At 71.0% G+C, this 24554-nt stretch carries 16 protein-coding genes and 3 pseudogenes; 8 read left to right on the top strand and 11 right to left on the bottom strand.

The features are described from left to right. Nucleotides 1-12 precede the first annotated feature (12 nt). The 7 genes and pseudogenes from AB0F91_RS19395 to AB0F91_RS19365 form a co-directional block, all read right to left on the bottom strand. Nucleotides 13-435 (bottom strand): annotated as a pseudogene (locus tag AB0F91_RS19395) (hypothetical protein); the annotation flags it as partial. After that, nucleotides 436-3300 (bottom strand): glycoside hydrolase family 2 TIM barrel-domain containing protein, encoded by a 2865-nt coding sequence (locus AB0F91_RS19390; protein ID WP_360598919.1) that lies wholly within the window; start codon nt 3298-3300, stop codon nt 436-438. 9 nt (nt 3301-3309) lie between these two features. Next, nucleotides 3310-4134, bottom strand: coding sequence for a carbohydrate ABC transporter permease (locus tag AB0F91_RS19385; protein ID WP_360598918.1), 825 nt, complete (start codon nt 4132-4134; stop codon nt 3310-3312). Further along, nucleotides 4131-5102 (bottom strand): sugar ABC transporter permease, encoded by a 972-nt coding sequence (locus AB0F91_RS19380; protein ID WP_360598917.1) that lies wholly within the window; start codon nt 5100-5102, stop codon nt 4131-4133. The genes AB0F91_RS19385 and AB0F91_RS19380 overlap by 4 nt, the downstream gene beginning before the upstream one ends. Then, the gene (locus AB0F91_RS19375; RefSeq protein WP_360598916.1) at nt 5099-6388 is read right to left on the bottom strand and encodes an extracellular solute-binding protein; all 1290 of its coding nucleotides are present in this window, start codon (nt 6386-6388) and stop codon (nt 5099-5101) included. The genes AB0F91_RS19380 and AB0F91_RS19375 overlap by 4 nt, the downstream gene beginning before the upstream one ends. A gap of 97 nt (nt 6389-6485) precedes the next feature. Then, entirely contained in the window at nt 6486-7457 is a 972-nt protein-coding gene (locus AB0F91_RS19370) for a LacI family DNA-binding transcriptional regulator (protein WP_360598915.1), read from the bottom strand. Nucleotides 7458-7602: 145 nt separating this feature from the next. Then, nucleotides 7603-9000, bottom strand: a complete 1398-nt coding sequence (locus AB0F91_RS19365; protein WP_360598914.1) for an amino acid permease — start codon at nt 8998-9000, stop codon at nt 7603-7605. 284 nt (nt 9001-9284) lie between these two features. On the opposite strand from AB0F91_RS19365, the gene AB0F91_RS19360 reads away from it, so the two are divergent. Beyond that, entirely contained in the window at nt 9285-10223 is a 939-nt protein-coding gene (locus tag AB0F91_RS19360) for a catalase family peroxidase (protein WP_360598913.1), read from the top strand. 10 nt (nt 10224-10233) lie between these two features. Here AB0F91_RS19360 and AB0F91_RS19355 read toward each other — a convergent pair whose 3' ends face one another. Then, nucleotides 10234-11346 (bottom strand): pyridoxal-phosphate dependent enzyme, encoded by a 1113-nt coding sequence (locus AB0F91_RS19355; protein WP_360598912.1) that lies wholly within the window; start codon nt 11344-11346, stop codon nt 10234-10236. Between the two features lie 461 nt (nt 11347-11807). On the opposite strand from AB0F91_RS19355, the pseudogene AB0F91_RS19350 reads away from it, so the two are divergent. The 5 genes and pseudogenes from AB0F91_RS19350 to ligD all read left to right on the top strand — a co-directional run bounded on the left by AB0F91_RS19350 (nt 11808) and on the right by ligD (nt 19287). After that, nucleotides 11808-13563, top strand: a pseudogene (locus tag AB0F91_RS19350) (MDR family MFS transporter). 158 nt (nt 13564-13721) lie between these two features. Then, nucleotides 13722-15209 (top strand): hypothetical protein, encoded by a 1488-nt coding sequence (locus tag AB0F91_RS19345; protein WP_360598911.1) that lies wholly within the window; start codon nt 13722-13724, stop codon nt 15207-15209. A 34-nt stretch (nt 15210-15243) separates the two neighbouring features. After that, nucleotides 15244-16779 carry a hypothetical protein gene (locus AB0F91_RS19340; protein WP_360598910.1) on the top strand — a complete coding sequence of 512 codons (1536 nt, stop codon included), beginning with the start codon at nt 15244-15246 and terminating at the stop codon, nt 16777-16779. Nucleotides 16780-16873: 94 nt separating this feature from the next. Next, nucleotides 16874-18310 (top strand): hypothetical protein, encoded by a 1437-nt coding sequence (locus AB0F91_RS19335; RefSeq protein ID WP_360598909.1) that lies wholly within the window; start codon nt 16874-16876, stop codon nt 18308-18310. Nucleotides 18311-18345: 35 nt separating this feature from the next. Continuing rightward, nucleotides 18346-19287, top strand: a complete 942-nt coding sequence (gene ligD / locus AB0F91_RS19330) for a non-homologous end-joining DNA ligase (protein ID WP_360598908.1) — start codon at nt 18346-18348, stop codon at nt 19285-19287. Nucleotides 19288-19730: 443 nt separating this feature from the next. Here ligD and AB0F91_RS19325 read toward each other — a convergent pair. Both AB0F91_RS19325 and AB0F91_RS19320 read right to left on the bottom strand, forming a co-directional pair. After that, nucleotides 19731-20546 (bottom strand): annotated as a pseudogene (locus tag AB0F91_RS19325) (serine hydrolase domain-containing protein); the annotation flags it as partial. A 224-nt stretch (nt 20547-20770) separates the two neighbouring features. Further along, the gene (locus AB0F91_RS19320) at nt 20771-21964 is read right to left on the bottom strand and encodes a thiolase family protein (protein ID WP_360598907.1); all 1194 of its coding nucleotides are present in this window, start codon (nt 21962-21964) and stop codon (nt 20771-20773) included. 152 nt (nt 21965-22116) lie between these two features. Here AB0F91_RS19320 and AB0F91_RS19315 point away from each other — a divergent pair, with 152 nt between their 5' ends. Next, nucleotides 22117-22554: a helix-turn-helix domain-containing protein gene (locus tag AB0F91_RS19315; protein ID WP_360598906.1), complete on the top strand. Its 438-nt coding sequence runs from the start codon at nt 22117-22119 to the stop codon at nt 22552-22554. A 97-nt stretch (nt 22555-22651) separates the two neighbouring features. Next, entirely contained in the window at nt 22652-23428 is a 777-nt protein-coding gene (locus AB0F91_RS19310) for an NAD(P)H-binding protein (RefSeq protein ID WP_360598905.1), read from the top strand. Here AB0F91_RS19310 and AB0F91_RS19305 read toward each other — a convergent pair. Next, nucleotides 23370-24035 (bottom strand): TetR family transcriptional regulator, encoded by a 666-nt coding sequence (locus tag AB0F91_RS19305; RefSeq protein ID WP_360598904.1) that lies wholly within the window; start codon nt 24033-24035, stop codon nt 23370-23372. The two genes, AB0F91_RS19310 and AB0F91_RS19305, sit on opposite strands and share 59 nt — an antisense overlap. Nucleotides 24036-24554 lie beyond the last annotated feature (519 nt).

The raw sequence follows: 24554 nt of genomic DNA, 5'->3' as shown, positions 1-24554 counted from the left end.
CACGCACGCGTGCTCGAACCCGGCGGCCGCGAGGATCCGCGGCATCTGCGCGCGATGGCCGAATTCGTCGGGCAGGTAGCCCACGCGCATCACGCCGCCGAGCTCGGTGGCGCGCGCCCAGCCGAGCTCCAGGTTGCGCACGATGTTCTCGCCCCAGACGAGCAACTCGTCGAGCAGGATCTGCCACGGCCCGACCGCGAGCTGCCCGGACGCGACCGGCGCGGCCACCCGGTCGCGGTTCTCGCCGCGCATCTCGAGGTAGTCGTCAACGGCCGCCACTTGCCCGTCGAGCGTGAAGCGGAACCGCGGGTCGGCCTCGGCGTGGTCGAGGATCTCGTCGAGCAGGTCGACCAGGCGCAGGCGGAAGCGCTGGAACGGCTCGTACCACTCACGGTCCCAGTGTGTGCGGGACGAGGCGGACCTCGGGCACGCCAGTCATCGGGCGGCTCCTCGGGGTGTGATCGGGGAGAACGTGAGCGTGAGGTTTGCTTTCTGGGCGTGCAGGCGGTAGCGCGGCAGCACGCCGGGCCCGCAGGAGGCGGTGCCGAGCCCGTGCTGGGCCAGGTCGAGGTTGAGGTGTACGAGCTCACCGGGCACCAGGTCGACGGTGTGGCGAGCGGCGTCGAGATCCTCCGAAGTCCAACGCCGCGCGGTGAAGTCGAACACCGGCTCGCCCTCGATCCGGACCCCGGCGCCGCCCGTGGAAGCCAGACGCAGCCAGCGCACGTCGGCGCGGTTGCCGTTCTCCTGCGGGTACACGTACGGCGTCTGCAAAGCGTCCACGGTGGAGGCGAACCGGCCGATCCGCGCCGCTTGGCGGCTGTCGGCGTAGGCCTCGCCCGGGCCCGCGCCGAACCACTCGACGCGGCCGAACGCGCCCGGCACCGCCATCCGCAGGCCGAGGCGGGGGAGCGTGCAGGGCCACTCGCCGTCCGGCTCCAGCTCGACACGCAGGCGCAGCCGGTCGCCGTCGGCGGTCCAGTGGTACTCGGCGAGCATGCCGAATCCGAGCCCGGGCGGGGCGACCCGCGTCCGCACGACGAGCGCCGACGCTTGCCCGTCCACTTCGGCCACGCGGTGCTGCAGCCGGTGCAGGCCCGCGGCCCGCCACTGCGCGGCTTCGGGGTCGTCGGAACCCCGGTCGTTGTCGGTCGGCGCGCGCCACAGGTCCAGCCGCGGCCCTTCGACGCGGTGGCCGCCGAGCGCGACGAGCCGGCCGGTGGCGGCGTCGAACGCGCCGGGTCCGAGCCGCAGGAGCCCGCGTTCGCGCAGCAGCGGCGCACCCGCCGCGGGGGGCACGGGGTCGGCAGCGTGCGTGACCGGCATCTGTCCCCACGCCACCACGTGGCCGGCGGCTGCCCAGCCGGCGTCGGCCGCCAGCACCGCTCGCACGGTGAGCACGCCTTCCCCCGACGTGTCGGGCAGCCGGGGCAGCGGCACGTCGAGGCTCTGTCCGGAGTGGACCTCGGGCACGGCGAGCTCGCCGGCCGCCACCTCGACGCCGTCGTCCTCGAAGCTCCAGCGGAACACCAGGTGCGCCGACCCGACCACGTCGTAGTGGTTCGAGATACGTACACCCCCGGCACTCGCGTCGATCCGCACCGGCTCGAAGACCTTCGCGAACTCGGCCAGGGCCGGCGAGGGCGTGCGGTCGGGGTGGACCACACCGTCGATCACGAAGTTGCCGTCGTGGATCTGTTCGCCGAAGTCGCCGCCGTACGCGAAGTACTCGCGGCCGTCGGCGTCGCGCCGGGCGAGCCCGTGGTCGAGCCACTCCCACACGAACCCGCCCTGCACGTGCGGGTACCGCTCGAACAGCTCGCGGTACTCCAGCAGTCCGCCGGGGCCGTTGCCCATCGCGTGCGCGAACTCGCACAGCAAAAACGGCAGCGACCTGCGGCGTTCGTTGGGGTCGTCGCGGCGGCCGATCCGATCGACCTCCGTGTGGTCGGCGTACATGCGGCTGTACACGTCCACGTACTCGCACGCGAAGTCGCCTTCGTAGTGCACCGGACGCGACGGGTCGCGCTCCTTCGTCCACGCGGCAGTCGCGGCAAGGTTCCGGCCGGTGTGGGCCTCGTTGCCGAGTGACCACAGCACGATCGACGGGTGGTTCTTGTCGCGCTCGACGGTGCGGCGCATGCGGTCGAGGTAGGCCTCGCCCCAGCGCGGGTCGTCACTCGGGTTGCCCGCCCAGCCCAGGTCGCCGAAGCCGTGGGTCTCGAGGTCGCATTCGTCGATCACCCACAGGCCGTGGGTGTCGCACAGCTCCAGGAAATACGGGTCGGGCGGGTAGTGGCTGGTGCGCACCGCGTTCACGTTGTGGCGCTTCATGAGCAGCACGTCGGCCAGCGCGAACTCGCGTGGCAGCGCGCGGCCGAACCGCGGGTGGTGCTCGTGCCGGTTGACGCCGCGGAACAGCACCCGCCGGCCGTTCACCTCGAGCAGGCCGTTCTCGATCCGGACGGTTCGGAATCCGATCCGCACTGGGACGTGTTCGGCTGCGGTGTGCACCTCGCCGTGGTAGAGCCGCGGCGACTCGGCGCTCCACGGCTGAACGGCGAGCGCCACCGTCTCGCCGGCCGGCAGGTTCTCGACGCCGAGCTCGGGCACGCTCAGCAGCACGCCCGCGGCCGCGGTGACCGAGAGCGTGCCGAGGCCGCTGACGTGGTCGTAGCCGGCGTGCAGCTGGTAGTCCTCGACGCCAACTACCGGGCGCGAAAGCAGCGTGACCCCGCGGAAGATGCCCGAGAGCCACCACATGTCCTGATCCTCGAGGTAGCTGCCCGAGGACCACTGGTGCACGCGCACTGCCAGCACGTTGCCGCGCGGACGCAGCAGGTGGCCCACCGCGAACTCCGACGGCAGCCGGCTGCCGCGCGTGACGCCGAGCTCCTCGCCGTTGAGCCACACCTTCGCGCACGAGTCGACGCCGTCGAAGCGCAGGACCGCCGGCTCGTCCGGCCAGGCGGCCGGCAGGTCGAACGCGAACCGGTGATCACCCGTCGGGTTGTCCGACGGCACCAGCGGCGGCTGCACCGGAAAGGGGTAGCGCACGTTGGTGTAAGCCGGTTTCCCGTGGCCCTGCAGCTGCCAGTGGCCCGGCACCGTGAGCGTGACCCAGCCGCTGTCGTCGAAGTCGTCGCGCGCGATACCCTCGGGCGCGGCCGCCGGAGAGGGCGACAGGTGGAACCGCCACGTCCCGGCCAGGCACACCGACCGCGCGTCGGAGGAGAACGCGGCGCGGGGTGGCAGTGAGCCGTGGCCGGGGGCGGGGTCTTCGACGTACGACGACGACATGGGTTCCTTTCAGCCCTTGAGGGCGCCGGCGGCGATGTTGCGGATGAAGTGCCGGGCACCGAAGAGGAAGACGATGATCAGCGGCACGATCGCCACGAGCGTCCCGGCCATCACAACGCTGTAGTCCTTCACGTACACGCCTTGCAGCTGCGAAAGCGCCACCTGCAGCGTCACGTGGTTGGAGTCGATCAGCACGACCAGCGGCCACAGGTAGTCGTTCCAGGCGTTGACGAAGGTGAAGATGCCGAGGAACGCGAGCGCCGGGCGGAGCACCGGCAGCCCGACCGACAGGTACGTGCGGAAGAACCCCGCGCCGTCCATCCGGGCCGCTTCCAGCAACTCGTCCGGGATGGCGCCGCGGGCGTACTGGCGCATCCAGAAGATGCCGAACGCGTTGGCGGCGGCCGGGACGATGAGCGCCTTGAGGTCGCCGACCCAGCCGAAACCGGCCATGAGCGTGAACTGCGGGATCGCCGAGAGCTGCGTGGGCACCACGAACGTCGCGAGCAGGATGCCGAAGAGCACGTTGCTGCCCGGGAAGTCGTACTTGGCGAAGGTGAACGCCGCCAGCGAGTCGAAAAACAGCACCAGCACGGTGGTGACCAGGGCGACGACCAGTGTGTTGAGCAGCGAGCCGAAGAAGTCGATCTTCGCGAACACCTCGCCGATGTTGGCGAACAGGTGCCCGCCGAACGTCAGCCGCGGCGGGGTCGCGTAGATGTCGGCCGTGGTGTTGGACGCCATCACGGCCAGCCAGTAGTAGGGGAAGAGGGTGATCAGGGCGCCGGCGATCAGAGCCACCAGCGTCAGCACCCGTGCGCGCCTCTTCGTCATCGGCCGGCTCCCTTGGTCTGGACCTGGCCGCGCTCGGGCCGCATCACGAGCCGCCAGTTGAGGATCGAGAACAGCACGACGACCATGAAGATGCCCCACGCGATCGCGGCGCCGTAACCGTAATCGTTGTCCGCGAAGGCCGTGTTGTAGAAATAGAGGACCATCGTCATGCCCGCGCCGCCGGGGCCGCCGCGGTTGCCGAGCAGGACCTGCGGCTCGGTGAAGATCTGCAGGCCGTTGATCGCCGACATCACCACGGAGAACAGCAACACCGGCCGCAGCAACGGGAGCGTGATGCGGAAGAACGTCTGCACCGGGCCGGCGCCGTCGATGCGGGCCGCCTCGAACACGTCCGGCGGCAACGCCTGCAGCCCGGCCAGGAAGATGATCGCGTTGTAGCCGGTCCAGCGCCAGATGATCATGATCGAGATCGCGCAGCGGATGGCCCACGGGTCGCTCAGCCAGTCGACGTTGCCGATGCCGAACAGGCCCAGGAACCAGTTCAGGATCCCGAACTCGTCGGAGAAGATCGAGCCGAACACCAGGGACATCGCCACGATCGAGGTCACGTTCGGCAGGAAGTACGCGACCCGCAGCAGGCCCTTGTACCGCACCGACGAGTTGAGGCCGACCGCGATGAGCAGCGCGAGCGCCGTCATCGGGACCGTCGACATCACCCAGATGACCAGCGTGTTGCCGATCGAGTCCCAGAACGCGGTGTCCGACAGCAGGAACGCGAAGTTCTCCAGCCCGACGAACTTCATCGGGCCGACGCCGTCCCAGCGCTGCAGTGCGAGGTAGAGCGAGTACAGCACTGGGTAGACGCCGAAGATCGCGAACAGCACGAAGAACGGCGCGACGGCCAGGTACTGGGGCAGGTAGCGCCACCGTTTGCGGCGGCCGTCGGTGGTGCGCCGGACCGGGGCACGGCGGGCTCCGGCCGTCTCGGCGGGCAGGATCGCTGTCACGAGAGCACCCCCTGACGGCGCAGCAGGCGTTCCACCGAAGCGCGGGCGTCCTGCCACGCGTCCTCGGGGTCCTTGCCCGCACTTTCCACATTGGTCAGTTCGTCGGTGTACGTGTCGCTGATCGTGATGTCCCACGGGCTGAAGTACACGGGCTTGACCTCCCGTGCGATCTTCGAAAACACGTCCATCGTGACCTGTCCGCCGAAGAACGGTTCTGGGCCGAGCAGCCGAGGGTCCGTGTAGGCCGAGGGACTGGGCGGGAAGAGCCCCAGGTCCAGGAACGTCCGCGGCTGGTTCTGCGGCGACTGCAGCCACTTCACGATTTCGAACGCGGCGTGCGGGTCGGGGCAGTACTTCGTGATCGCCAGGAACGAACCGCCCTGGTTGCCCGCGCCACCGGGCGGCCGGCACACGCGCCACTTGCCCGAGGTGCCCGGCGCCGACTCCTTGAGCTCGCCGGTGATCCAGGAGGCGTTGACGAAGCTGAGCTCCTTGCCGCTGTTCCAGGCCGCGTGGCGGTCGATCGACTGGCCGTTGACGCTCTGCGAACCCGCGTACCCGGCGGTCAGGCCCATCCGGAACGCCTGCACTGCCCGGTCCCACGCGCGGCGGACCTGCGACTGGTCGTCGAGATAGTGGTTGGCGCGGTCGAAGTACTTGTGCGGTTCCTGCGCGAGCGAGTACGTGAACACCGTCTTGGTGTCGGTGATCATGTACCGCCCGGGCAGCTTCTTCTGCACGTGCGCGCCGAACGTGAAGTAGTCGTCCCACGTGGACACGGCCGCGGCGACCTCGTCCGGCTCACTGGGGAGGCCTGCCACGGTGAACAGGTCGTGGCGGTAGTACAGCGCGGCCGGGCCGACGTCGACGGGGAACCCGAGCTGGAAGCCGGCGGGGCTGGTGCCAGCCTGCCACTTCCAGGGCAGGTAATCGTCGCGCACATTTCCCGCGCCCAGGCTGTTCAGATCGACGAAGTGGTCGGTATCGGCGAAGTAGGTGGCGATGTCGTCCCCGAGCATGGTGATGTCGGGCAGGTAGGCCTCGCCGGCCAGCGCGGCGAGCAGCCGCTGTTTCAGCTCGCCGCTGACCTGCGAAGGCGTCAGCTTGTCGGCGGCGAACCGCGTCACGGCCTCGCCGAGCACGGCGTCGGACAGGCCGTTCGAGGTGTACCAGAGCGTGATCCGCCCTGGGTTGGCGGTCGTGGGACTGGTGCAGGCAACTGCCCCGAACGCCGCGGCGCCGAGTGCCGCCGCGCCGGTCAGGAACCGTCGTCGAGTCAACGTCATCGGGGACCCTCCGGAGAGCTCCGTGAGCGCTCCCGTGAACGTTCACGAATTGCCCGGAAGTGTGCGCGAGGTACCTCGGGGTGTCAAGCGGAGCGGCTCAGGCGGATTCGCGGACCAGCAGCTCGGCCTGGATCACGAGCTCGTCGGCCGAGAGGGGAGTGGCGCCGGTGAGCAGGCGCGCGGCCTGGTCGATCGCGAGCGCGCCCAGCCGGCGTGTGTCGAGGGCGACGCTGGTCAGCGCCGGGTCCACAACGGTGCCGAGCTGCAGCCCGTCGAACCCGACCACGGCGAGGTCGTCCGGCACCCGGCGCCCGACGCGGCGGGCGGCGCGCAGTGCGCCCATGGCGATGATGTCGTTGAAGGTGAACACGGCGGTCACGTCGGGGTGCTCGGCCAGCAGCGCCTCCAGGGCGGCGGCACCGCCGTCGACCGACTGGGCGGCTCGCTCGACGACCTCGGCTTCGAGACCGTGCTCGGCGACCGCGGCGGCGAACCAGTCGCGCCGGACGCTCGGTTCGGCGCGGCCCGCGTGGTCCAGCATGCCGATGCGCCGGTGACCGGCGCGCACGAGGTGGGTGATCGCGGCCCGCACGCCATCCGCGCCTTCGACCCGGATCGAGCTGAACCGCGGCGTGTGGTGCTCGCGCCCGATGAGAACCACCGGGATACCGCGGGTGAAGCGGTCGAGCTCATCCTCGGGCCGGCTGAAGTACCCGACGACGGCGTCGACCTGCGAGCCGATCACCTGCAGCGTGCCGAGCTCTTCCTCGGCGCTGTCGGAGGTGTCGTACACGACCACGTGCCAGCCGCGGGCGCGCGCGGCCTCGAGCGCGGCGGCGGCGACCTCGGTGAAGAACGGGTTGAGCAGGTCGGGGATCACGAGCCCGATCGTGGTGGTGTCCTGGCGCACGAGGCCGCGGGCGAACCGGCTCGGCCGGTAGCCGAGCTCACGAGCCGCGTCGAGCACCCGCTGTTTCGTGGTGCCGTCGATCTCGGCCTTGTCGTTGAGCGCCCGCGACACGGTCTGACGCGACACCCCCGCGCTGCGGGCGACGTCGTGGATCGTCACCTTCCGGGACGTTCCCGACGACACCATCACGGACCTCCCGCTGTGCGACGCGTCCGCGCCGCCGGACCCGAGTATGCCTGCACCGCGCACGCCGGGCCGGGAACGGTGCCCGGCCCGGCGTGCGCGGCGCCGCCCGGTGGCGGGCTCAGGCGCGGTCGCCGACGCGCGCTCCGCGTCGGCGCGACACGATCCGCCAGCCGACCGCCAGGACGATCGCGAGCACGGGGATGGAGTAGAACGCGATCTTCTCGGCGCCGTCGGAGAAGCCCATCAGCACGACGACCAGCAGGAGGAATCCGAGCGTGGCCCAGCCGGTGTATGGTGCGCCCGGCATGCGGTAGCTCGGCCGCTCGACCTCGCCGCGCAGCGCGGCCTGGCGCATGCGCATCTGCGAGTAGATGAGCGTGGCCCACGTGGCCACGACGCCGAGCGAGGCCACCGCGATGGCGATGTCGAACGCCTCCTGCGGAACGATGTAGTTCAGCACGACGCCGAGCACGTAGACGATCGAGGTGAACAGGATGCCGCCGTAGGGCACGTGGCGGCTGTTCATGCGGCCGACGAACTTCGGCGCCTCGCCGTGGTCGGCCAGCGCGCGCAGGATGCGGCCGGTCGAGTAGAGACCCGAGTTGCACGACGAGAGCGCGGCGGTGAGCACCACGGCGTTCATCACGTCGCCGATGCCGCCGATACCCAAGCGCGAGAAGACGGTGACGAACGGGCTTTCGGCGCCGCTGTAGAACGACCACGGCATCAGCATGGCCAGCAGCAGCACCGAACCGACGTAGAACACGCCGATGCGCCAGACGACGCCGTTGATGGCCTTCGGCAGCACCTTGCGCGCGTCCTTGGTCTCGCCGGCCGCGATGCCGACGACCTCGATCGCGGAGTAGGCGAAAATCACGGCCTGCAGGGTCATGAGCGCGATGCCGATACCCGCGGGGAAGAAGCCGCCGTGGTCGGTCAGGTTGTGCACACCGGCGGGGGTGCCGTCGATGTCGGCGCCCGCGATCACGAGGCCGATCGCCGTGATCAGGAACACCACGATCGCGAGCACCTTCACCACGGAGAACCAGAACTCCAGCTCACCGAACAGCTTCACGCTCACCAGGTTCACACCGAGCAGCACGCCGAGCGCCAAGAGCGCGGTGATCCACTGCGGCACGTCGGGCAGCCACTTGTGCACGTAGATCGCGACGGCGGTGATCTCGGCGATGCCGGTCATCGCCCAGTTCACCCAGTACATCCAACCGGACACGAAACCGGCCCACGGCCCGATGAACTTGCGAGCGTAGGTGACGAAACTTCCGGAACTCGGTTCGTGCAGGACGAGTTCACCGAGAGCGCGCATGACGAAATACGCGGCGATGCCGCAGATGGCGTAGGAGAGCACCAGCGACGGGCCGACCTGCTCGAGCTTGCCGCCGGCCCCGAGGAAGAGGCCGACACCGATCGCGCCGCCGATCGCGATCATCTGCACCTGGCGGTTGCCCAGTGCTTTCGTGTAGCTGTCGCCTTCGCCTGCGACCACTGTGGAATCCATGGTTGCGTGACGCTAGCGGTGCGAGCGCGCGTGACCAAGCACACCAAGGAAGACTTAAGGTGTGCGACACCTCACTCGGGGGAAATCCCCGGAAAACGCTCCCTCGATTTGACAGGGGCGGCATCCTTCCGCCGACTTGATCAAGCTGGATGCGCCCGGTCCGGCGATTCCGGTGGCCGGGTTTTCGGAATATCTCTCGGGTTCGCGGGAACTTCAGGAACACTTCCATGGCCGGGCGGGTAGTGCGGCCGTCGCGCACGCGCGACCGCCGTTACCTTCGCGACATGACCACCGAACTGCCCGCGTCCCAGCTCTCCGTGTCCATCGTGGACGAGATCGAGCAGCTGAAGGGCACCTACCCGGGTTACCGCCGGGCCCACGCCCGGGGCGTCTGCTACGACGCCACCTTCGTCCCGTCCGGCGTCGCCGCCGACCTCACCACGGCGGCGCACCTGCGCGGCGAGCCCGTGCGCGCGACCGTTCGGTTCTCGCACACCGACACCAACCCGCACCTGCCCGACGCCGGCACGGCCGTGCGCGGGCTCGCCGTGAAGTTCCACCTCCCGGGTGGCGGAACCACCGACATCGTCGGCGTCAACCTCGACCGGTTCATCGCCGCGACGCCCGAGGACTTCCTCGCGCTGCTCAAGTCGGCCGCGCCCGACCCGGTGACGGGCGCGCCCGACCTCAGCAAGGTGCAGGCTCATGTGGACGCGCACCCGAGCGCGGGCTCGGGCCTGTTCACCGCCTCGCAGGTGCCCACACCGGTCAGCTACGGCACCACCACCTACTGGGCGATCCACGCGTTCTTCTGGCGCGCCGCCGACGATTCCCGGCGCCCGGTGCGCTACCGCTGGGTGCCCGGGGCCGGGGACCACGTGCTCGCCGCCGGCGAGGGCGGTGACTGGTCGGCCGAGCACCTCACCGAGGAGCTCGGCCGGCGGTTGGCGCGCGGCCCGGTCGAGTTCACCCTCAAGGTGCAGCTCGGCGAGCCGGGCGATCCGACGAACGACGCCACGCTCGTGTGGCCCGCCGAGCGCACGGAGATCACGGCCGGGCGGCTGGCGATCACCGCCGAGGTCACCGACCAGGAGCACTGGAACGCCCAAGTCTTCGACCCCACGCTGCTCACCGAGGGCATCGAGCTGTCCGACGACCCGATCCTGGCCGCCCGCAGCGCGATCTACGCGGTCTCCTACGACCGGCGCAGCCACGACCGCTGACCGGTCGCGGTCAGACGAGCGTGCTCATCGTGGTGGCCGCCTTCAGCCCGGAGCCGGTGAGGATGACGGCGGTCGTCTCCCCGGGCGCGAGTACGCCCTCGGCGCGGAAGACGTCGACGGCGGCCGCCGCGGTGGCGCTGGTCGGCTCGGCGTAGAGGCCGATCCGGGGAAGCTCCCGCGCGGCGCGGGCGATCTCGTCCTCGGCGATGGCCACCGTCGCCCCGCCGGAGCGGCGGATCGCAGCGAGCACCTCGGGGAGGCGGACCGGTTCGCGGATGGCGGTGCCCTCGGCGATCGTCGGGGCGAACTCCGTCGGCACGGCGAAATCGGCACCGGCGCGGAAGGCGGCGTCGATCGGCGCGCAGTTCGCGGGCTGCGCGACCAACAGGCGCGGCCGCTTCGCGATCGCGCCGGAGGCGAGCAGCTCGCCGAACCCGAGGTCGAGGCCGAGGACGAGGCTGCCCGCGCCGGCCACGGTCACGACCGTGTCCGGCGCGGTGTACCCGAAGTCCTCCCACAGCTCGTACGCGAGGGTTTTCGTACCCTGCAGGAAAAACGGGTGCCAGTTGTGGCTCGCGTACGTGGTTTCCCCGGATCGGCGCAGGGCCTCGGCGGCCGTGTCGTCGCGGCTGCCCGGCACGAGGTCCACGACCGCGCCGTACGCGCGGCTCTGCAGGATCTTCGCGGGTGACGTCGATTCCGGCGCGAGGATCGTGGCCGCGATGCCCGCTGCCGCCGCGTAGGCCGACACCGAAGAACCGCCGTTGCCGGAGCTGTCTTCGAGGACCTCCCGCACGCCGGCCTGGGCGAGCGCCGAGAGCATGACACTGCTGCCGCGGTCCTTGAAGCTCCCCGTGGGGCTGAACCACTCGAGCTTGAACCGGGTGCCGTGCCCGCGCCACGGCCGCTCGACCAGCGGCGTGCAGCCCTCGCCGAGCGAGATCGGCCACAGGTCGCCCGGCAGCGCCGCGCGGTAGCGCCACAGCGACCGCGTCGCGGTGTCCACCTGCTCACGCGTGATGCCCGGCAGCGCTTCCACGGTGAGCGGCGCGCCGTCCTCCCCGCACCAGCGCAGGGCGTCGAGCGGGTAGCGGCGGCCGGAGCGTTCGTCCACGTAGTCCACGAGGGACACTTTGGCCACGCGCACCCGTCCGGTCAATGTGATGGTGGCGTCGGTGCGGCCGCCGCCACCCCGCACGGATGGAGGTGCCGGCGGTGGGCCGGGCGTCGGGCGCAGTCGCCTCGATGACGTCTTGTGGGGCCGACCTCGCTCGGCCTTTGTGGGCGTGAACGCGGTGAGCCCCGTCGCGTGGACGTGCCTGCACGTGGTCCGCCGGCCCGCGAAGCGCCGGTCGCTCGGACCGGCCGGTGTCCACCGTGGACGGCGCCCGCGTCACCGGAGCGAGCGGCTATCCACAGTGGACGCCTCGCCCGACGTGGACCCGCGGGCACGACCGCCGAGCGGGTGACGAGGAGGGACGCAGGACAGTCACGGCCGAGGTGACGCAGGAGGAGCCGGCCGCGCTGGGGGCCGGCTTGTCGCGGCGGAAGATCAACGCGGTGTTCGGCGCGGTCCTGCTCGGCATGCTGCTCGCTGCGCTGGACCAGACGATCGTGGGCACGGCCCTGCCCACGATCGTGGGTGACCTCGGCGGGGCGGGCACCTGTCCTGGGTCGTCACCGCGTACCTGCTGGCCGAGACGATCATGACCGTGGTCGTCGGCAAGCTCGGCGACCCCTTCGTGCTCAAGATGATGTTGCAGCTGTCCGTCGTGATCTTCGGGGTCGGCTCCTTCTTCTGATGGTGTGGCGCGCCGTGCAGGGGCTGTGCGGCGGTGGCCTCATGGTGACCTCGACGGCGCTCATCGCCGACGTCGTGCCGCTGCGCGAACGCGGCAAGTACCACGGCGCGCTCGGCTCGGTGTTCGGCGTGGTGACCGTGGCCGGACCGATGCTCGGCGGCTTCTTCGTGGACCACCTGTCGTGGCGCTGGGCGTTCTACGTGAACATCCCGCTGGTCGTCGTGGTGCTCATCGTGGCCGCGTCGGCGATGCCCCCCCGCGCGGGCCGCCCTCAAACCCGTGATCGATTATCTCGGCACCCTGCTCATCGGCCTCGTGGAGCTGCGGGCGAAGGAACCGATGCTGCCGATGCGGCTGTTCCGGAACCCGGTGTTCACGGTGGCCGGGATCATGAGCTTCGTCGTCGGTTTCGCGACGCTCGGGGCGCTGTCCTACCTGCCCACCTATATGCACTACGTGCAAGGTGCGCTGCTGTTCGCGTCGATCCTGTCGGGCAACCTCGTGAGCTGCACCGACCGGTACAAGATTTCCCCCTGGTCGGCTCCGCCCTGGTGACGGCCGGCCTCTACCTGCTCTCGCATCTCGAACCGGAGAAGGGGTTCTGGAAGTCGGCGCTGTGCATGGCGGTGTTGGGGCTCCGGATCGGCCTCGGCATGCAGGTGCTCACCATCGCGGGGCAGAACACCGTCGGCTACCGTGACCTCGGCGTCGCCACGTCCGGCGTCACGTTCCTGCGATCCATCGGCAGCTCGTTCGGCGCGGCGATCTTCGGCATGGTCTACGCCAACCAGCTCGGCCCGAACCTGGCCGGCGCTCTCGCGGCGCACACCTGCCTCCGGGAGTCGATCCACGTGCGACGCAGCTGCCGCAGGCGTTGCACCAGCTTCCGCCGGCCGTGTCACAGTGTGTGATCGCCGCCTAGAGCGATTCACTGCATGTGGTGTTCTTGTCGGCCGCTCCGGTGGGCCTCGTCGCGCTGGCGCTGGCGTTCTTCCTCAAGGAGGTGCCGCTCAGTGACACATCCAGGGCGGCCGCGCCCGACCTCGGCGACGGATTCGCGGTGCCTGAGCCGCGCGACCACGACCGTGAGCTGGAACGGGCCATCGCCACGCTGTTCTTCCGCGAGCGACGCAAGGTCGCGCCCGCCATCGCGGCGCGCTCCGGCTCCGAGCTCGACCACGGCGGCCTATGGTGCCTCGTGCAAGTTCACCTACGTGCACGCCGTGGCGAGCCGGCGACGGTCACGGCGATCGGACAGCACTACGGCGTGCCCCCGCAAGGTGCTCGAACCCGCGTTCGCGCGGCTGGAGCTCACCGGGTACCTGAAGTTCTCCGGCGGGAACTGGACGCGCACCGCCGCCGGGCACGAGGAGTTCGGCAAGCTCGTTCGCGCCTGGCGCGACTGGTTGGCCGAGCGGCTCGCCGACGGGGGCACCGGCGACCGCGCCGAGCTCGACACCGCCATCGGTCGCATCGCCGCGCGCGTGCTCGACCAGAGTGCTGACCCTGAGCGCACGGGACGTCACGCGCTGGTCTGAAAAAACCGGGGCGTTACGGGCGGGGCGTTAACATCGCCGGGACGAACACCCCCTATTGTTCCCGGACCATGTCGGTGGATGAGTCAGTGGTCACGATTCCGGAAGACGCGGACAGCCGTGTCGAGCCCCACTCCAGCGGTGCCGTACGGTCACGCTCCGTGCGCTTCCGGTGGCTGCCCTGGGCCGCGGCCCTCCTGGGCCTGTTGTCGTTCCTCCTGGTGCGCGGGAGCTTGACCGACGACGGATACATCACGCTCGCCTACGCGAAGAACCTGGCGCTTCACGGCGAGTGGGCGCTGGTGCCGGGCACCACGGCCAACTCGGCGACCTCGCCGCTCGACGTGCTGCTGCTCGGGCTGCTCACGCTCGTCACGCGGATCAGCGGCGCCGCCCACCCGGTGCTCGCGCTGGGCGCGCTCACGGTGGCCTCGTCCGCCGCCATCGGCTGGGCGTGGCAGCGCCTGGCGCGCTCGTTCGGGCTGGCGACGTGGGTCGGCCTGCTCGGCGTGGTGATCGTGGTCGTGAACCCGTTCCTGCTCTCGGCCACGGGTCTCGAGGTCCTGCTCGTGCCGGCGATCCTGCTGTGGCTCACGGTGTTCGCCGTCGAGGGCCGGCCGGTCCTGTTCGGGGTGTTCGCGGCACTGACGGTGCTCACGCGCCTCGACCTGATCGCGTTCGTCCTCATCATCACGTTCAGTACGCGCGCCATCCGGCGGCACTTCTGGCGGGCGTTCGGCACGGCCGTGCTCGTCGCCGCGCCGTGGTTCCTGTTCAGCTGGTTCGCGCTCGGCTCGTTCATCCCCGACACGCTGGTCATCAAGCAGGACCAGGAAGGCCTCTTCGGTGCCTGGGGCTACTTCAGCGGCCCGGTGATGTACTTCCTGTACCAGCCGGTGACGGTGATCTTCACGTTCGCCGCGGCGGTCGCGGGCGCCGTGGTCCTGCTGGCCTGGTTCGGCCTGCGCTTCGCGCGCCGCTGGGACGACTTCCCGGCTCTCGCGCCGGTCGTCGGTCTCGGCCTGGGCGGCGTCGTCTACTACATCGTGTACTCGACGCTCGGCGTCGGCCCGTACCACTGGTACTACGTGACGCCGACGGCCACGGTCGGGTCCTTCGCCGTGCTCATGACCGGCATCTGGCTCGCGGAGGCCCGTCGGCGGCCGGGCCTGCGCAAGGCTGCGCCACTGACGGCGCTGGGCCTGGCCTGGGTGACCGCGCTCGGCATGGTGTCGATCGACCTCGCGCAGGGGGTGCCGTGGCCGTCGCCGGTCATCTTCGGCAACTGGGCGAGCTCGACCGACTACGCCCGGGTGGGCCGCGAGCTCGGGCAGCGGCTCAACGGCGCGTCGGTGGCGGGGCCGGGGGAGATCGGCACGCTCGCGTACTACTGCGACTGCCAGATCCTGGACGTGTTCTCCGACCGCAGTCAGGTCGCGTCGATCGTGCGCAAGCGGATCGCGGAGGACGGGGCAGTCTCGAGCCTCGGCCTGCGCATCAACTACCACTGGTTCGACCGGAACCAGCAGCCGCGCCAGGTAGACTACCGGCTTCTCTACGGCAAGGGCCCGGCTTCGGGACCCGACTCGTGGACGGTGTACTCGGCCGCCAAGGGCATCGGGCACTTCACGCTGGTGCCCGCCCGCTGAGACCCTGCCCGACCCCTCCCGACGAGGAGTCCGCGTGGCATCGACCAGCACCACCGCACCCGACGACGTCGAGGACGCCGGACCGGCACCACGCCGCCACGGCGCGCTCGCGCTCGTGGTCGCCGTGCTCTCGGCCGGCGCGTTCGCGCTGTTCCGTCACCACCTGATCGACGACACCTTCATCACGCTCTCCTTCGCCCGCAACCTCGCGTTCCACGGGCACTGGGGCCTGATCGAGCTGGGCACGTCGAACACGGCGACATCGCCGTTGAGCGTGCTGGTGCTGGCCGGGCTGACGCTGGTCGTGCGCGACGCCGTGCTGGCCGCGGCGATCTTGTACGTGCTGTGCCAGGTCGTCATCGCGGTCGGCCTGGCCCGCCTGGGTGACCGGACGGGCCTGCCGCGGTGGTTCTCGCCGCTGGCCGTCGCGCTGCTCACCGTGAACCCGCTGCTGATCTCGTCGATCGGGCTCGAGGTCGAGTTCGGCGTAGCGGCGGTGGTGGCCCTGCTGGTGTTCTCGGCCGAGCGGCGGCCGGTGCTCGTCGGCGTGGCCACGGGCGTGCTCGTGCTCATCCGCGTGGACCTGGTGCTGATCGCGATCGTGGTGCTCCTGCTGCGGGCGCGGTTCTGGGCCGGGCTCGGCAAGTCGGTACTGGCGGCGGTCGTGGTCGCGCTGCCGTGGTTCGTGTTCAGCTGGTTCGTGCTCGGCTCCGCGGTGCCGGACACGTTGATCATCAAGACGTTGCAGAAGTCGTGGGGCGCCTACGGGTTCTCGAACGGACCGGTGCTGTACGAGGGCGTGTTCCCTTGGGCCACCTGGCTTTCGTTCCTCCCGGCGGCGCTGGGCGTGGTGGCTTTCCTGGGCTGGCTCCTCACGCTGGTGCGCCGCGGCCCCGCGGCGAGGACGCTGCTGCCGTTCGCGGCGCTCGTGCCGGCCGGGTTCGTGCACTACCTCGCGTACTCGCGGCTGCACGTGCCGCCCTATCACTGGTACTACGGGCCGAGCATCGCCGTGACCACGCTCTTCTTCGCCGCGGCGGTCGCCGCCGTGGCCGGGCGCGCACCGGCGGTGGCCCGCTGGACGGCCGGGGTGCCCGCGATGGTTGCGGCGGTCGGGCTCGTGGTCGTGAGCACGGCGTTCTACGCGTGGGGCGGGCTGCCGCGGCCGTTCGCGCCGATCATGTCGAACCACACCACCACGGCCCAGTACGAGCGGATCGGACCGGAGCTCGGCCGGCTCGTCGGTACCGGCACGGTGCGCAGTGGCGGGGAGATCGGCGTGCTCGCGTACAGCTGTGGCTGTTCGATCGTGGACCTGTTCGACGACCGGGGCGCGGTCGGCCCGGCCATCGCGCAGCGCGAGGCAACGATGGGCTCGTTCGGCCGCAAGCTCGTCGACCTCAACTTCCACCACTTCAACTATGGCGCGCCGGCCGTGAAGCCTGAGTACGCGCTGGTTCCGACCCCGGTCGGCGCGGCCGCGCCGGCGAACGTGCTGGCGCAGTGGCGGATCGCGTCGCCGTGGGCCGGCGAGCAGGTGCTTTACCTCGTGCACGGCGACGGGACTTGACGTGGGCCGGGCCTCGGCTCCCGCGCGTCTCCCGGCCGAGCCGGGGGAGCCCGCGAGACGCGGCCGTGGCCGGGCACTGCTGTGGCCGGCCACGGTGGCCGTGGTCTCAGCCGTGGTGTTCCTCGGCGTCAAGGGCAGCCTCATCGACGACTCGTTCATCACGCTCGGATACGCGCGCAACCTCGCCGAGCACTTCCACTGGGGACTGGTCGAGGCCGAGACGGCGAACTCGGCGACCTCGCCGCTGAACGTCCTGGTGCTCGCCCTCGGCGGCACGCTCACGCGGGTCGCGGGCGGCCAGGTCCACCCGGTGGCCGGCGCGGGACTCGTCTTCGTGGCGGCGATGACGGCCGTGGGCTGGGGGTTCGCGCGCATCACCCGGGCGCTGCGCCTGCCGTTTTTCACGGCCGTGGCGGGGACGGTGGCGATCCTGGTCAACCCGTTCGTGCTGTCGGCGACCGGGCTGGAGGTACACCTGATTTCGGCGGCGCTGGTGCTGCTCACGGCGTACGCGCTGGAGGGCCGTGCGATCGGGTTCGGCGTGGTGGCCGCTCTCGCGGTGCTGGTGCGGCTGGATCTCGTCGTCTTCGTGGTGCTGTTCGCGCTGGGGGTCAGCGCGCTGCGGCGCCGGCTGCTGCCGGTGACGGGCGTGGCGCTCGCGGTGTGCCTGCCGTGGTTCGTCTTCAGCTGGTTCGCGCTCGGCTCGGCGATCCCGGACACCTTCCTGATCAAGACGACCCAGGGTGCGTTCGGCGAGTACACCTACGGCAACGGGCCGGAGTACTACCTCGACCCGAAGCGCTGGAAGGCCACGATCGTGGCGTTCGCGCCGGCCGCCGCCGGGCTGGTGGCGCTGCTCGGCTGGCCGGTGTGGCTCGTGGCGCGCCGTGACCAGGCCACGCGGTTCGGGCCGGTGGCCGTGCTGGGCCTGGGAGGGCTGGCGTACTACGGTGCGTACTCGCTGCTGGGCGTGCCGCCCTACCAGTGGTACTACGTGGCGCCGATCGTCGCGCTCACCGCCGTGTTCGTAGTCGGCGCCGGGTGGCTGTGCCGCGGCGGCGCACTCCGGGTGGGTGCAGCAAGCCTGGCGTTCGCGCTCGCGGTGCTGCCGGCGGCGTACCTCGACGTGAACCGCGGGGTGCCGTGGACGGCGCCGCCGATCTTCGGCAATTGGGCCACGACAGCGGACTACGCCCGCGTCGGCCACGAAATCGGCACGCGGGTCGGCGACGCGACGGTGGCGGCCCCGCCGGAGATCGGCACCCTCGCGTACTTCTGCGAGTGCACGATGGTCGACACGTTCGCCGACCAGGGCCGCGTCGTCCCGCTGGTGGCGCAGCGCATTGCGGCGGCGGGACCGGTCGCCGGTTTCCTGCTGCGGCTGGACTACCACTGGCTCGACCGCGCCCGCCGGCCCCGGCCCGTGGACTACCGCCTTGACTGGAGCTGGACGCCGATCTCCGGGCCTGACACGTGGCACCTGCGCTCACCGGCGACGGGCGACGGCTGGGTGCGGCTCGTGCGGATCTGATCGCGCCCGCGCCGCGCAGCGGTTACCGTCACGGCATGGCGAAAGACTCGGCGGTGGAGGTCGCGGTCGGGGACCGCATGGTGCGCATCTCCAACCCGGACCGGGTGTACTTCCCGGCCCGCGGCGAGACGAAGCTGGACCTGGTGAACTACTACCTCTCGGTGGGCGAGGGCATCGTGCGCGCGCTGCGGGAGCGCCCGTGCATGCTGCACCGGTTCCCCTCGGGCGTCGCGGGGGAGAAGGTGCACCAGAAGCGCGTGCCGAACGGCGCGCCGCCGTGGCTGCAGACCGTGCGGGTGCACTTCCCCCGCTACGGCCGCTACGCCGACGAGCTGTGCGTGACCGAGGCGGCGCACGTCGCGTGGGCGGTGCAGATGTCCACTGTGGAGTTCCACCCGTGGAACTCGCGTCGCGCGGACACGGAAAAGCCCGACGAGTGGCGGATCGACCTCGACCCGATGCCCGACTGCCCCTTCGACACGGTCCGCCGCGTCGCCCACATCGCGCACGAGGTACTGGACGAGCTCGGCGCCGTCGGCTGGCCGAAAACCTCGGGTGGCAGCGGGCTGCACGTCTACGTGCGGATCGAACCCCGGTGGGGCTTCGCCGAGGTGCGCCGCGCCGCGCTCGCCTTCGCGCGCGAGGTGGAGCGGCGTGCGCCCGAGGAGGTGACAACCACGTGGTGGCGCAAGGACCGCGACCCGAAGAAGCTGTTCGTGGACTACAACCAGAACGCGCGCGACCACACGATCGCCAGCGCCTACTCGGTGCGCGGGGTGCCGGAGGGCACCGTGTCGACGCCGATCCGGTGGGACGAGGTCGACGACGTCGAGCCGCGAGAGTGCACTATCGCCACGGTGCCCGCGCGCTTCGCCGAGCTGGGCGACCTCCACGCGGGCATCGACGACGCCGTGTTCTCGCTGGAACCCCTGCTCGAGTGGGCTGATCGCGACGGGCTGGAAGCGGACGATTCCTGAGCGGTGACCGTCAGTCGATCCGGGAGGCGGCGGCTCCGTTGTGCAGGAACCGGGCGCGGCCGTGCCGGTCGGCCCCGACCAGCGACAGGACCTGGTGGCCGTCGAACTTCGGCTCGAGGGTTGATCGCGCTGTCGCCGAGGCGGACGACCTCGACGCGGTTCTCACGCTTGCCGAGGAGGGACTCGGCGAGCGCGCTTCGGGGTCGATGGGTGAGGAACGCTCGGCCGCCCTCGGCGGTGAGGGCGATGTCGTACAGCGTGGTGCGGTAGGTGCCGCATATGCGGTCCGCGTCGATCGGAGTGGGGTTCGCGGGCGGCGCGGGAAGCGGTGCCGTCCCGACTCCGGCGAGTTCCCCCAGCGCCGTGCTGAAAACCTCGTGGGCCAGCGGTTCGCCCCCCGCGCTGTTGGTCAGCACGGCCACCGCCACACCTGCCGAGGGGGCGACGCGGAGGAAGGCCTTCTGTCCCTTGGAGACGCCGGTGTGGCCGAGCACGCCGTCCTGGTAGAGCATCCAGCCCAGCCCCCAGCCCAGGATGCCGCCGCCGAAGTCCGGGACGGAGTCGAGCTGAGGCTCGCGCAGTGGCGCGAGCGTCTCGTCGGTGAGATGCAGGCGGACGAACTCCAGCAGGTCCCGGGCGCTCATCGCGAGGTGTGAGCCGCTGGGTACGCAGTGGTACCGGACCGCCCACGACGTGGTGGGCACGAGTTCCCCGCCGGCCTCGACATGGCCGACGGCTGCGCGGTGCAGGATCGCCTCGTACGGGTCGGTGGCAACGGTCCGCAAGCCCAGCGGTGCCACGAGGTGTTCGCGCAGCACGGCATGGAAACGCCGGCCGCGCAGCACCTCCGCGAGCCGGCCGAGCAGCGCGTACCCGCTGTTGGAGTAGGAGAAGAGGGTGCCGGGCGGGAGGAGCTGGTCCGCGTCGGCGAGGGCGGCGACGAACTTTTCGATCGCGTCGTCGTCGCGACCGGCGTCGAGATAGTGGTTGCCGTCGATGCCGCCGGTGTGGGTGAGCAGGTGGCGGGGCGTCAGCGAGGCGGTCGCGGCCGGGTCGCTCAGCCGGAAACCGGGCATGTACTCGTGAACCGGCCGGTCGAGATCAAGCGCGCCCTCGTTCACCAGCTGCCGGACCAGCGTGGCGGTCCAGATCTTGGTGATCGAGCCGATCTTGAACACCGAGTCGGTCGTGGTCTCGACCCGCGTGCGCACGCTCAACACGCCCGCGGCCTCGTCCCGGATCTCCCCGCCGGCCAGCACCGCCACCTGCGCGCCCGGCACGCCGTACTTCGTGACGAGCTCGCCCAGGTTCCACCCCACCGCGCCAACCTAGCGCGCCAACCGAGCGCGCGAGATCGCGCCGGTCTCCCGATTGTGCGGTGCGATCGACCCCCGGCCGATCCGACCGCACAATCGGGTAACCGGCTTCCAGGCGATCTCGCACGCCCCGGCGGAGCCGGGGCCACATTAGAGCCGGGGCCAAATTACAGCCGCTCGATGATGGTCGCGTTGGCGAGGCCGCCGGCCTCGCACATGGTCTGCAGGCCGTAGCGGCCGCCGGTCTGCTCCAGCACCGACAGCAGCGTCGTCATGAGCCGCCCGCCGCTCGCGCCGAGCGGGTGGCCGATCGAGATGGCGCCGCCGTTGACGTTGACCTTGTCCAGGTCCGCGCCGAGCTCCGCCTGCCACGCCAGCACCACGCTGGCGAACGCTTCGTTGACCTCGAACGCGTCGATGTCCGACAGCTTCAGGCCCGCGCGGTCGAGCACCTTGCGGGTCGCCGGGATCACGCCGGTGAGCATGTACAGCGGGTCGTCGCCGACCACGGAGAACGAGTGCAGGCGAGCCCTCGGCTTGAGGCCGAGCTTCTTCGCCGTCTCGCTGCTGGTGATGAGCACGGCCGAGGCACCGTCGTTGATCGGCGAGGAGTTGCCGGCGGTCACACGCCAGTCGATCTGCGGGAAGCGCTCCGACCACAGGTCGGCCTTGAACGCCGGCTTGAGGCCCGCGAGGACCTCCGGCGTGGTGCCCGGGCGCACCGACTCGTCGGTGGTCACGTCCACCAGCGTGCCGTCGGGGCCCGGGGCCTTGAGCGCGGCGACCTCGCCGGCGAACTTGCCGTCGGCCCACGCCTGTGCCGCGCGACGGTGGCTCTCGGCGGAGTACGCGTCGAGCCGTTCGCGCGAGAAGCCCCACTTGGCGGCGATGAGCTCCGCGCTGATGCCCTGCGGCACAAGGCCTTCGGGGTAACGCGCGGCCACGCCGGCGCCGAACGGGTCCTTGCCCGCCATCTGGCTGCCCATCGGCACGCGGCCCATGGACTCGATGCCGGACGCGATGGCGATGTCGTACGCGCCGCTCAGCACACCCTGTGCGGCGAAGTGGATGGCCTGCTGGCTGCTGCCGCACTGGCGGTCGACGGTCACGGCGGGCACCGACTCCGGCAGCCCCGCGGCGAGCGCGGCCCAGCGCGCGGTGTTCATGCTCTGCTCGCCGACCTGCCCGACCGCGCCGCTGATCACGTCGTCGACCAGGGCGGGGTCGATACCGGTGCGCTCGACGAGCGACCGAATGGCGTGCGCGTGCAGATCGACCGGGTGGACCCCCGCCAGTCGCCCCGTGGGCTTGCCCTTGCCGATCGGTGTCCGAACCGCGTCGACGATGACCGCGTCCCTCATGACCTGCCTCCTCGCATAGCCGCTTGATCCCGTTGTACGCCCTATGGGTTTGATAACACAACTCACTCGGTGAGGGCTGTCGGCCAGCTCACACCGGCCCGGTGACGTGCTAGGTTGGAAATTCCTGCTGGGGTGTAACGGAGGTGGGACGGATGGCCGCACGAGGCCGGGAGTGCTCGATCGCGGACGCGCTCGAGGTGGTCGGCGAGCGATGGAGCCTGCTCGCGCTCCGGGAGGTCCTGCTGGGCGAGCGGCGGTTCAACCAGATCGCCGAGAACACCGGGGCCAGCCGCGATATCCTCGCGGCACGGCTGCGCAAGCTGGTCGACGCCGGCGTGCTCGAGAAGCGCCAGTACGAAGACCACCCGCCGCGTTTCGAGTACCTGCCGACAGAGTCCGCGAAGGCGCTTCAGCCAGTGCTGCTCGGCCTGATGCAGTGGGGCGACCGGTTCGTCCGCCAAGGCCCGCCGCCGACGGTGTATGAGCACGACTGCGGTGAAGAGCTGCACGTGAAGAGCGTGTGCGAGCACTGCGGCGAGCCGATCGCGTCGAAGGGCCTGCACACGGTCCGTCTCGGCGCGGTGCGCTGATCTTCCCCTGACCCGCACGGCTTTCGGGCCGGGCGGGCGCGTGCCAGGATGGCCGCGGAAGCCGTCCGGCCGGGCGGTGGTGCCGGGAAGGGGTGGCGTGCCGGAACGGATCCTGGTGACCGGCGGGACCGGTCAGCTCGGCAGCGTGGTCGTCGAACGCCTGGTCTCGGCGGGGGAGCGGGTGCGCGCGCTGAGCCGCCGGCGCCGCAGCGGAGGTGGCGCCGACTGGGTCGCCGGGGATCTGTGCTCCGGACGCGGCATCAACACGGCGCTGGCGGGTTGTGACGTCGTTCTGCACTGCGCCACCGACTACCGGCACGAAGTCGCCACGATGCGGACGCTCGTGGAGGCCGCGCGCTGGACGGGCAATCCGCCGCACGTGGTGTATGTGTCCATCGTGGGCGTCGACCGCGTGCCGCTGGGCTACTACGCGGCGAAGCTCGCCGCCGAAGAAGTCCTCGCGAGTTCCGGGCTGCCGCATACGATCCAGCGCGCGACGCAGTTCCACTCGCTGGTGCGCGTTGTGCTCGCGGGCGTGGGCCGGCTGCCCGCGGTCCCGGTGCCGCGCTGGCGGTTCCAGCCCGTGGACGTGCGCGACCTCGCGGTGCGCCTGGCCGAGCTGGCCAAGGCCGAGCCCGCGGGCCGGGCGCCGGACTTCGGCGGACCGGAGGTGCTGGCGGCGGCCGATCTGGCGAAGGCGCTGCTCGCGGCGACCGGCCGGACCAAACCCGTGCTGCCGGTGCGGCTGCCCGGCGCGTTGTTCCGCGCCTACGCCGAAGGCGGCAATCTCGCGCCCGGCCACGCTGACGGGGTGATCACCTTCCGGCAGTACCTGGCGGAGCAGGCGAATCCGGCGGCTCTGCGCTACCACTGACCCCGCCTGGCGTGACCAGCAGTTTCAGCACGTCGGCGAAGAGCGAGTCCGGCACCGCCGACGCGTCGACACCGCGCTCCACCGCGAGCCCGTTGGACAGCGCCAGCACCACCACGGCGAGCTGCTCCGGCGGCAGCGGCAGGTCGACGCCGTGCTGGGCCGCGGCCCGCGTGATGGCCGCGGTGATGGCGTCGCGCAGCTGGGCCCGGCGCAACGCGAGTCCTTTGTGGACGGCTGGGTTGCGCATCGCGATTCCCCAGTACTCCAGCAGAAGCCGGTGCCACGTCGCCTCCGTGTCGACGCCCGCGGCCAGCCGCGCGCCCGCCTCCGCAGTGGCCTCGCCGAGATCGCTCAGCTCGTCGAACGCCGTGGTGGCCGAACGCATGCGCTCCACGATGTGCTCTTCCATGATGGTGAGCACGAGGTCGTCACGGCCTTCGAAGTTCGAGTAGACGGCGCCCTTGGTGAGGCCGGCCGCCATGGCGATGTCGTTGAGTGACGTGGCCGCGATGCCCTGCCGGGCGAACACCTCGCCCGCGGCGTCGATGATCTTACGCCGGGTCTCGGCGCGGCTCGGGCGACGGCGCGGGGTCCGCGAAGGGGCCATGAGCCGGAGACTACAGCTCCGTCACCTGGACCTTTTTCGTTGACCGAGATCCAGATCATCTGCCCACGCCGGTTTCGACGTCCGCCACCGTGACGCCGTCGCCAGGCAATCCCGTGAGCGACCCGCGCTACGAGTCGAGCGCGGTGCCCGGCGCGCGCAAGCTCGTGTCGCACCAGACCGCGCAGGACAGGCTGACCACCGACTGCGCGCCCTCGTACGTTCTCGCCACGGGCACCGCCCTGCCGGCCGAGGGGCTCGCGGTAATGCTTCCGCTGGTCGCGGCCGGCTTACACCGTGGTGACCGCCGACTACGCAGGACCGGACGCCGAGAAGGCGGCCGTGGCCAACGCCGCCCACAATGTGCTGGACGGGATCCGCGCCGCGCAGTCGTTCTCGCCCGCCGGGCTCGCCGGCTGCGGCGAGCCCGCGGACCTCGACTACCTCGCGCGCCACATCGACGGCGGTCCGTTCGTCGGCATCTACGTGGGCGCCGCTGTCGGGCCGGCCTGCGCGTACCCG

The sequence above is a fragment of the Amycolatopsis sp. NPDC023774 genome (genome assembly GCF_040639695.1).
In the GTDB taxonomy this organism is placed as follows: Bacteria; Actinomycetota; Actinomycetes; order Mycobacteriales; family Pseudonocardiaceae; genus Amycolatopsis.
The sequence above is the reverse complement of the archived record's forward strand: the minus strand, read 5'-3'. Positions and strand labels throughout refer to the sequence as shown.

Excerpts from the sequence above, each read along its gene's own strand:
- AB0F91_RS19390 (WP_360598919.1), bottom strand. The coding sequence starts at position 3,300 with ATGTCGTCGTCGTACGTCGAAGACCCCGCCCCCGGCCACGGCTCACTG.
- AB0F91_RS19385 (WP_360598918.1), bottom strand. The coding sequence starts at position 4,134 with ATGACGAAGAGGCGCGCACGGGTGCTGACGCTGGTGGCTCTGATCGCC.
- AB0F91_RS19375 (WP_360598916.1), bottom strand. The coding sequence starts at position 6,388 with ATGACGTTGACTCGACGACGGTTCCTGACCGGCGCGGCGGCACTCGGC.
- AB0F91_RS19365 (WP_360598914.1), bottom strand. The coding sequence starts at position 9,000 with ATGGATTCCACAGTGGTCGCAGGCGAAGGCGACAGCTACACGAAAGCA.
- AB0F91_RS19360 (WP_360598913.1), top strand. The coding sequence starts at position 9,285 with ATGACCACCGAACTGCCCGCGTCCCAGCTCTCCGTGTCCATCGTGGAC.
- ligD (WP_360598908.1), top strand. The coding sequence starts at position 18,346 with ATGGCGAAAGACTCGGCGGTGGAGGTCGCGGTCGGGGACCGCATGGTG.
- AB0F91_RS19320 (WP_360598907.1), bottom strand. The coding sequence starts at position 21,964 with ATGAGGGACGCGGTCATCGTCGACGCGGTTCGGACACCGATCGGCAAG.
- AB0F91_RS19315 (WP_360598906.1), top strand. The coding sequence starts at position 22,117 with ATGGCCGCACGAGGCCGGGAGTGCTCGATCGCGGACGCGCTCGAGGTG.
- AB0F91_RS19305 (WP_360598904.1), bottom strand. The coding sequence starts at position 24,035 with ATGGCCCCTTCGCGGACCCCGCGCCGTCGCCCGAGCCGCGCCGAGACC.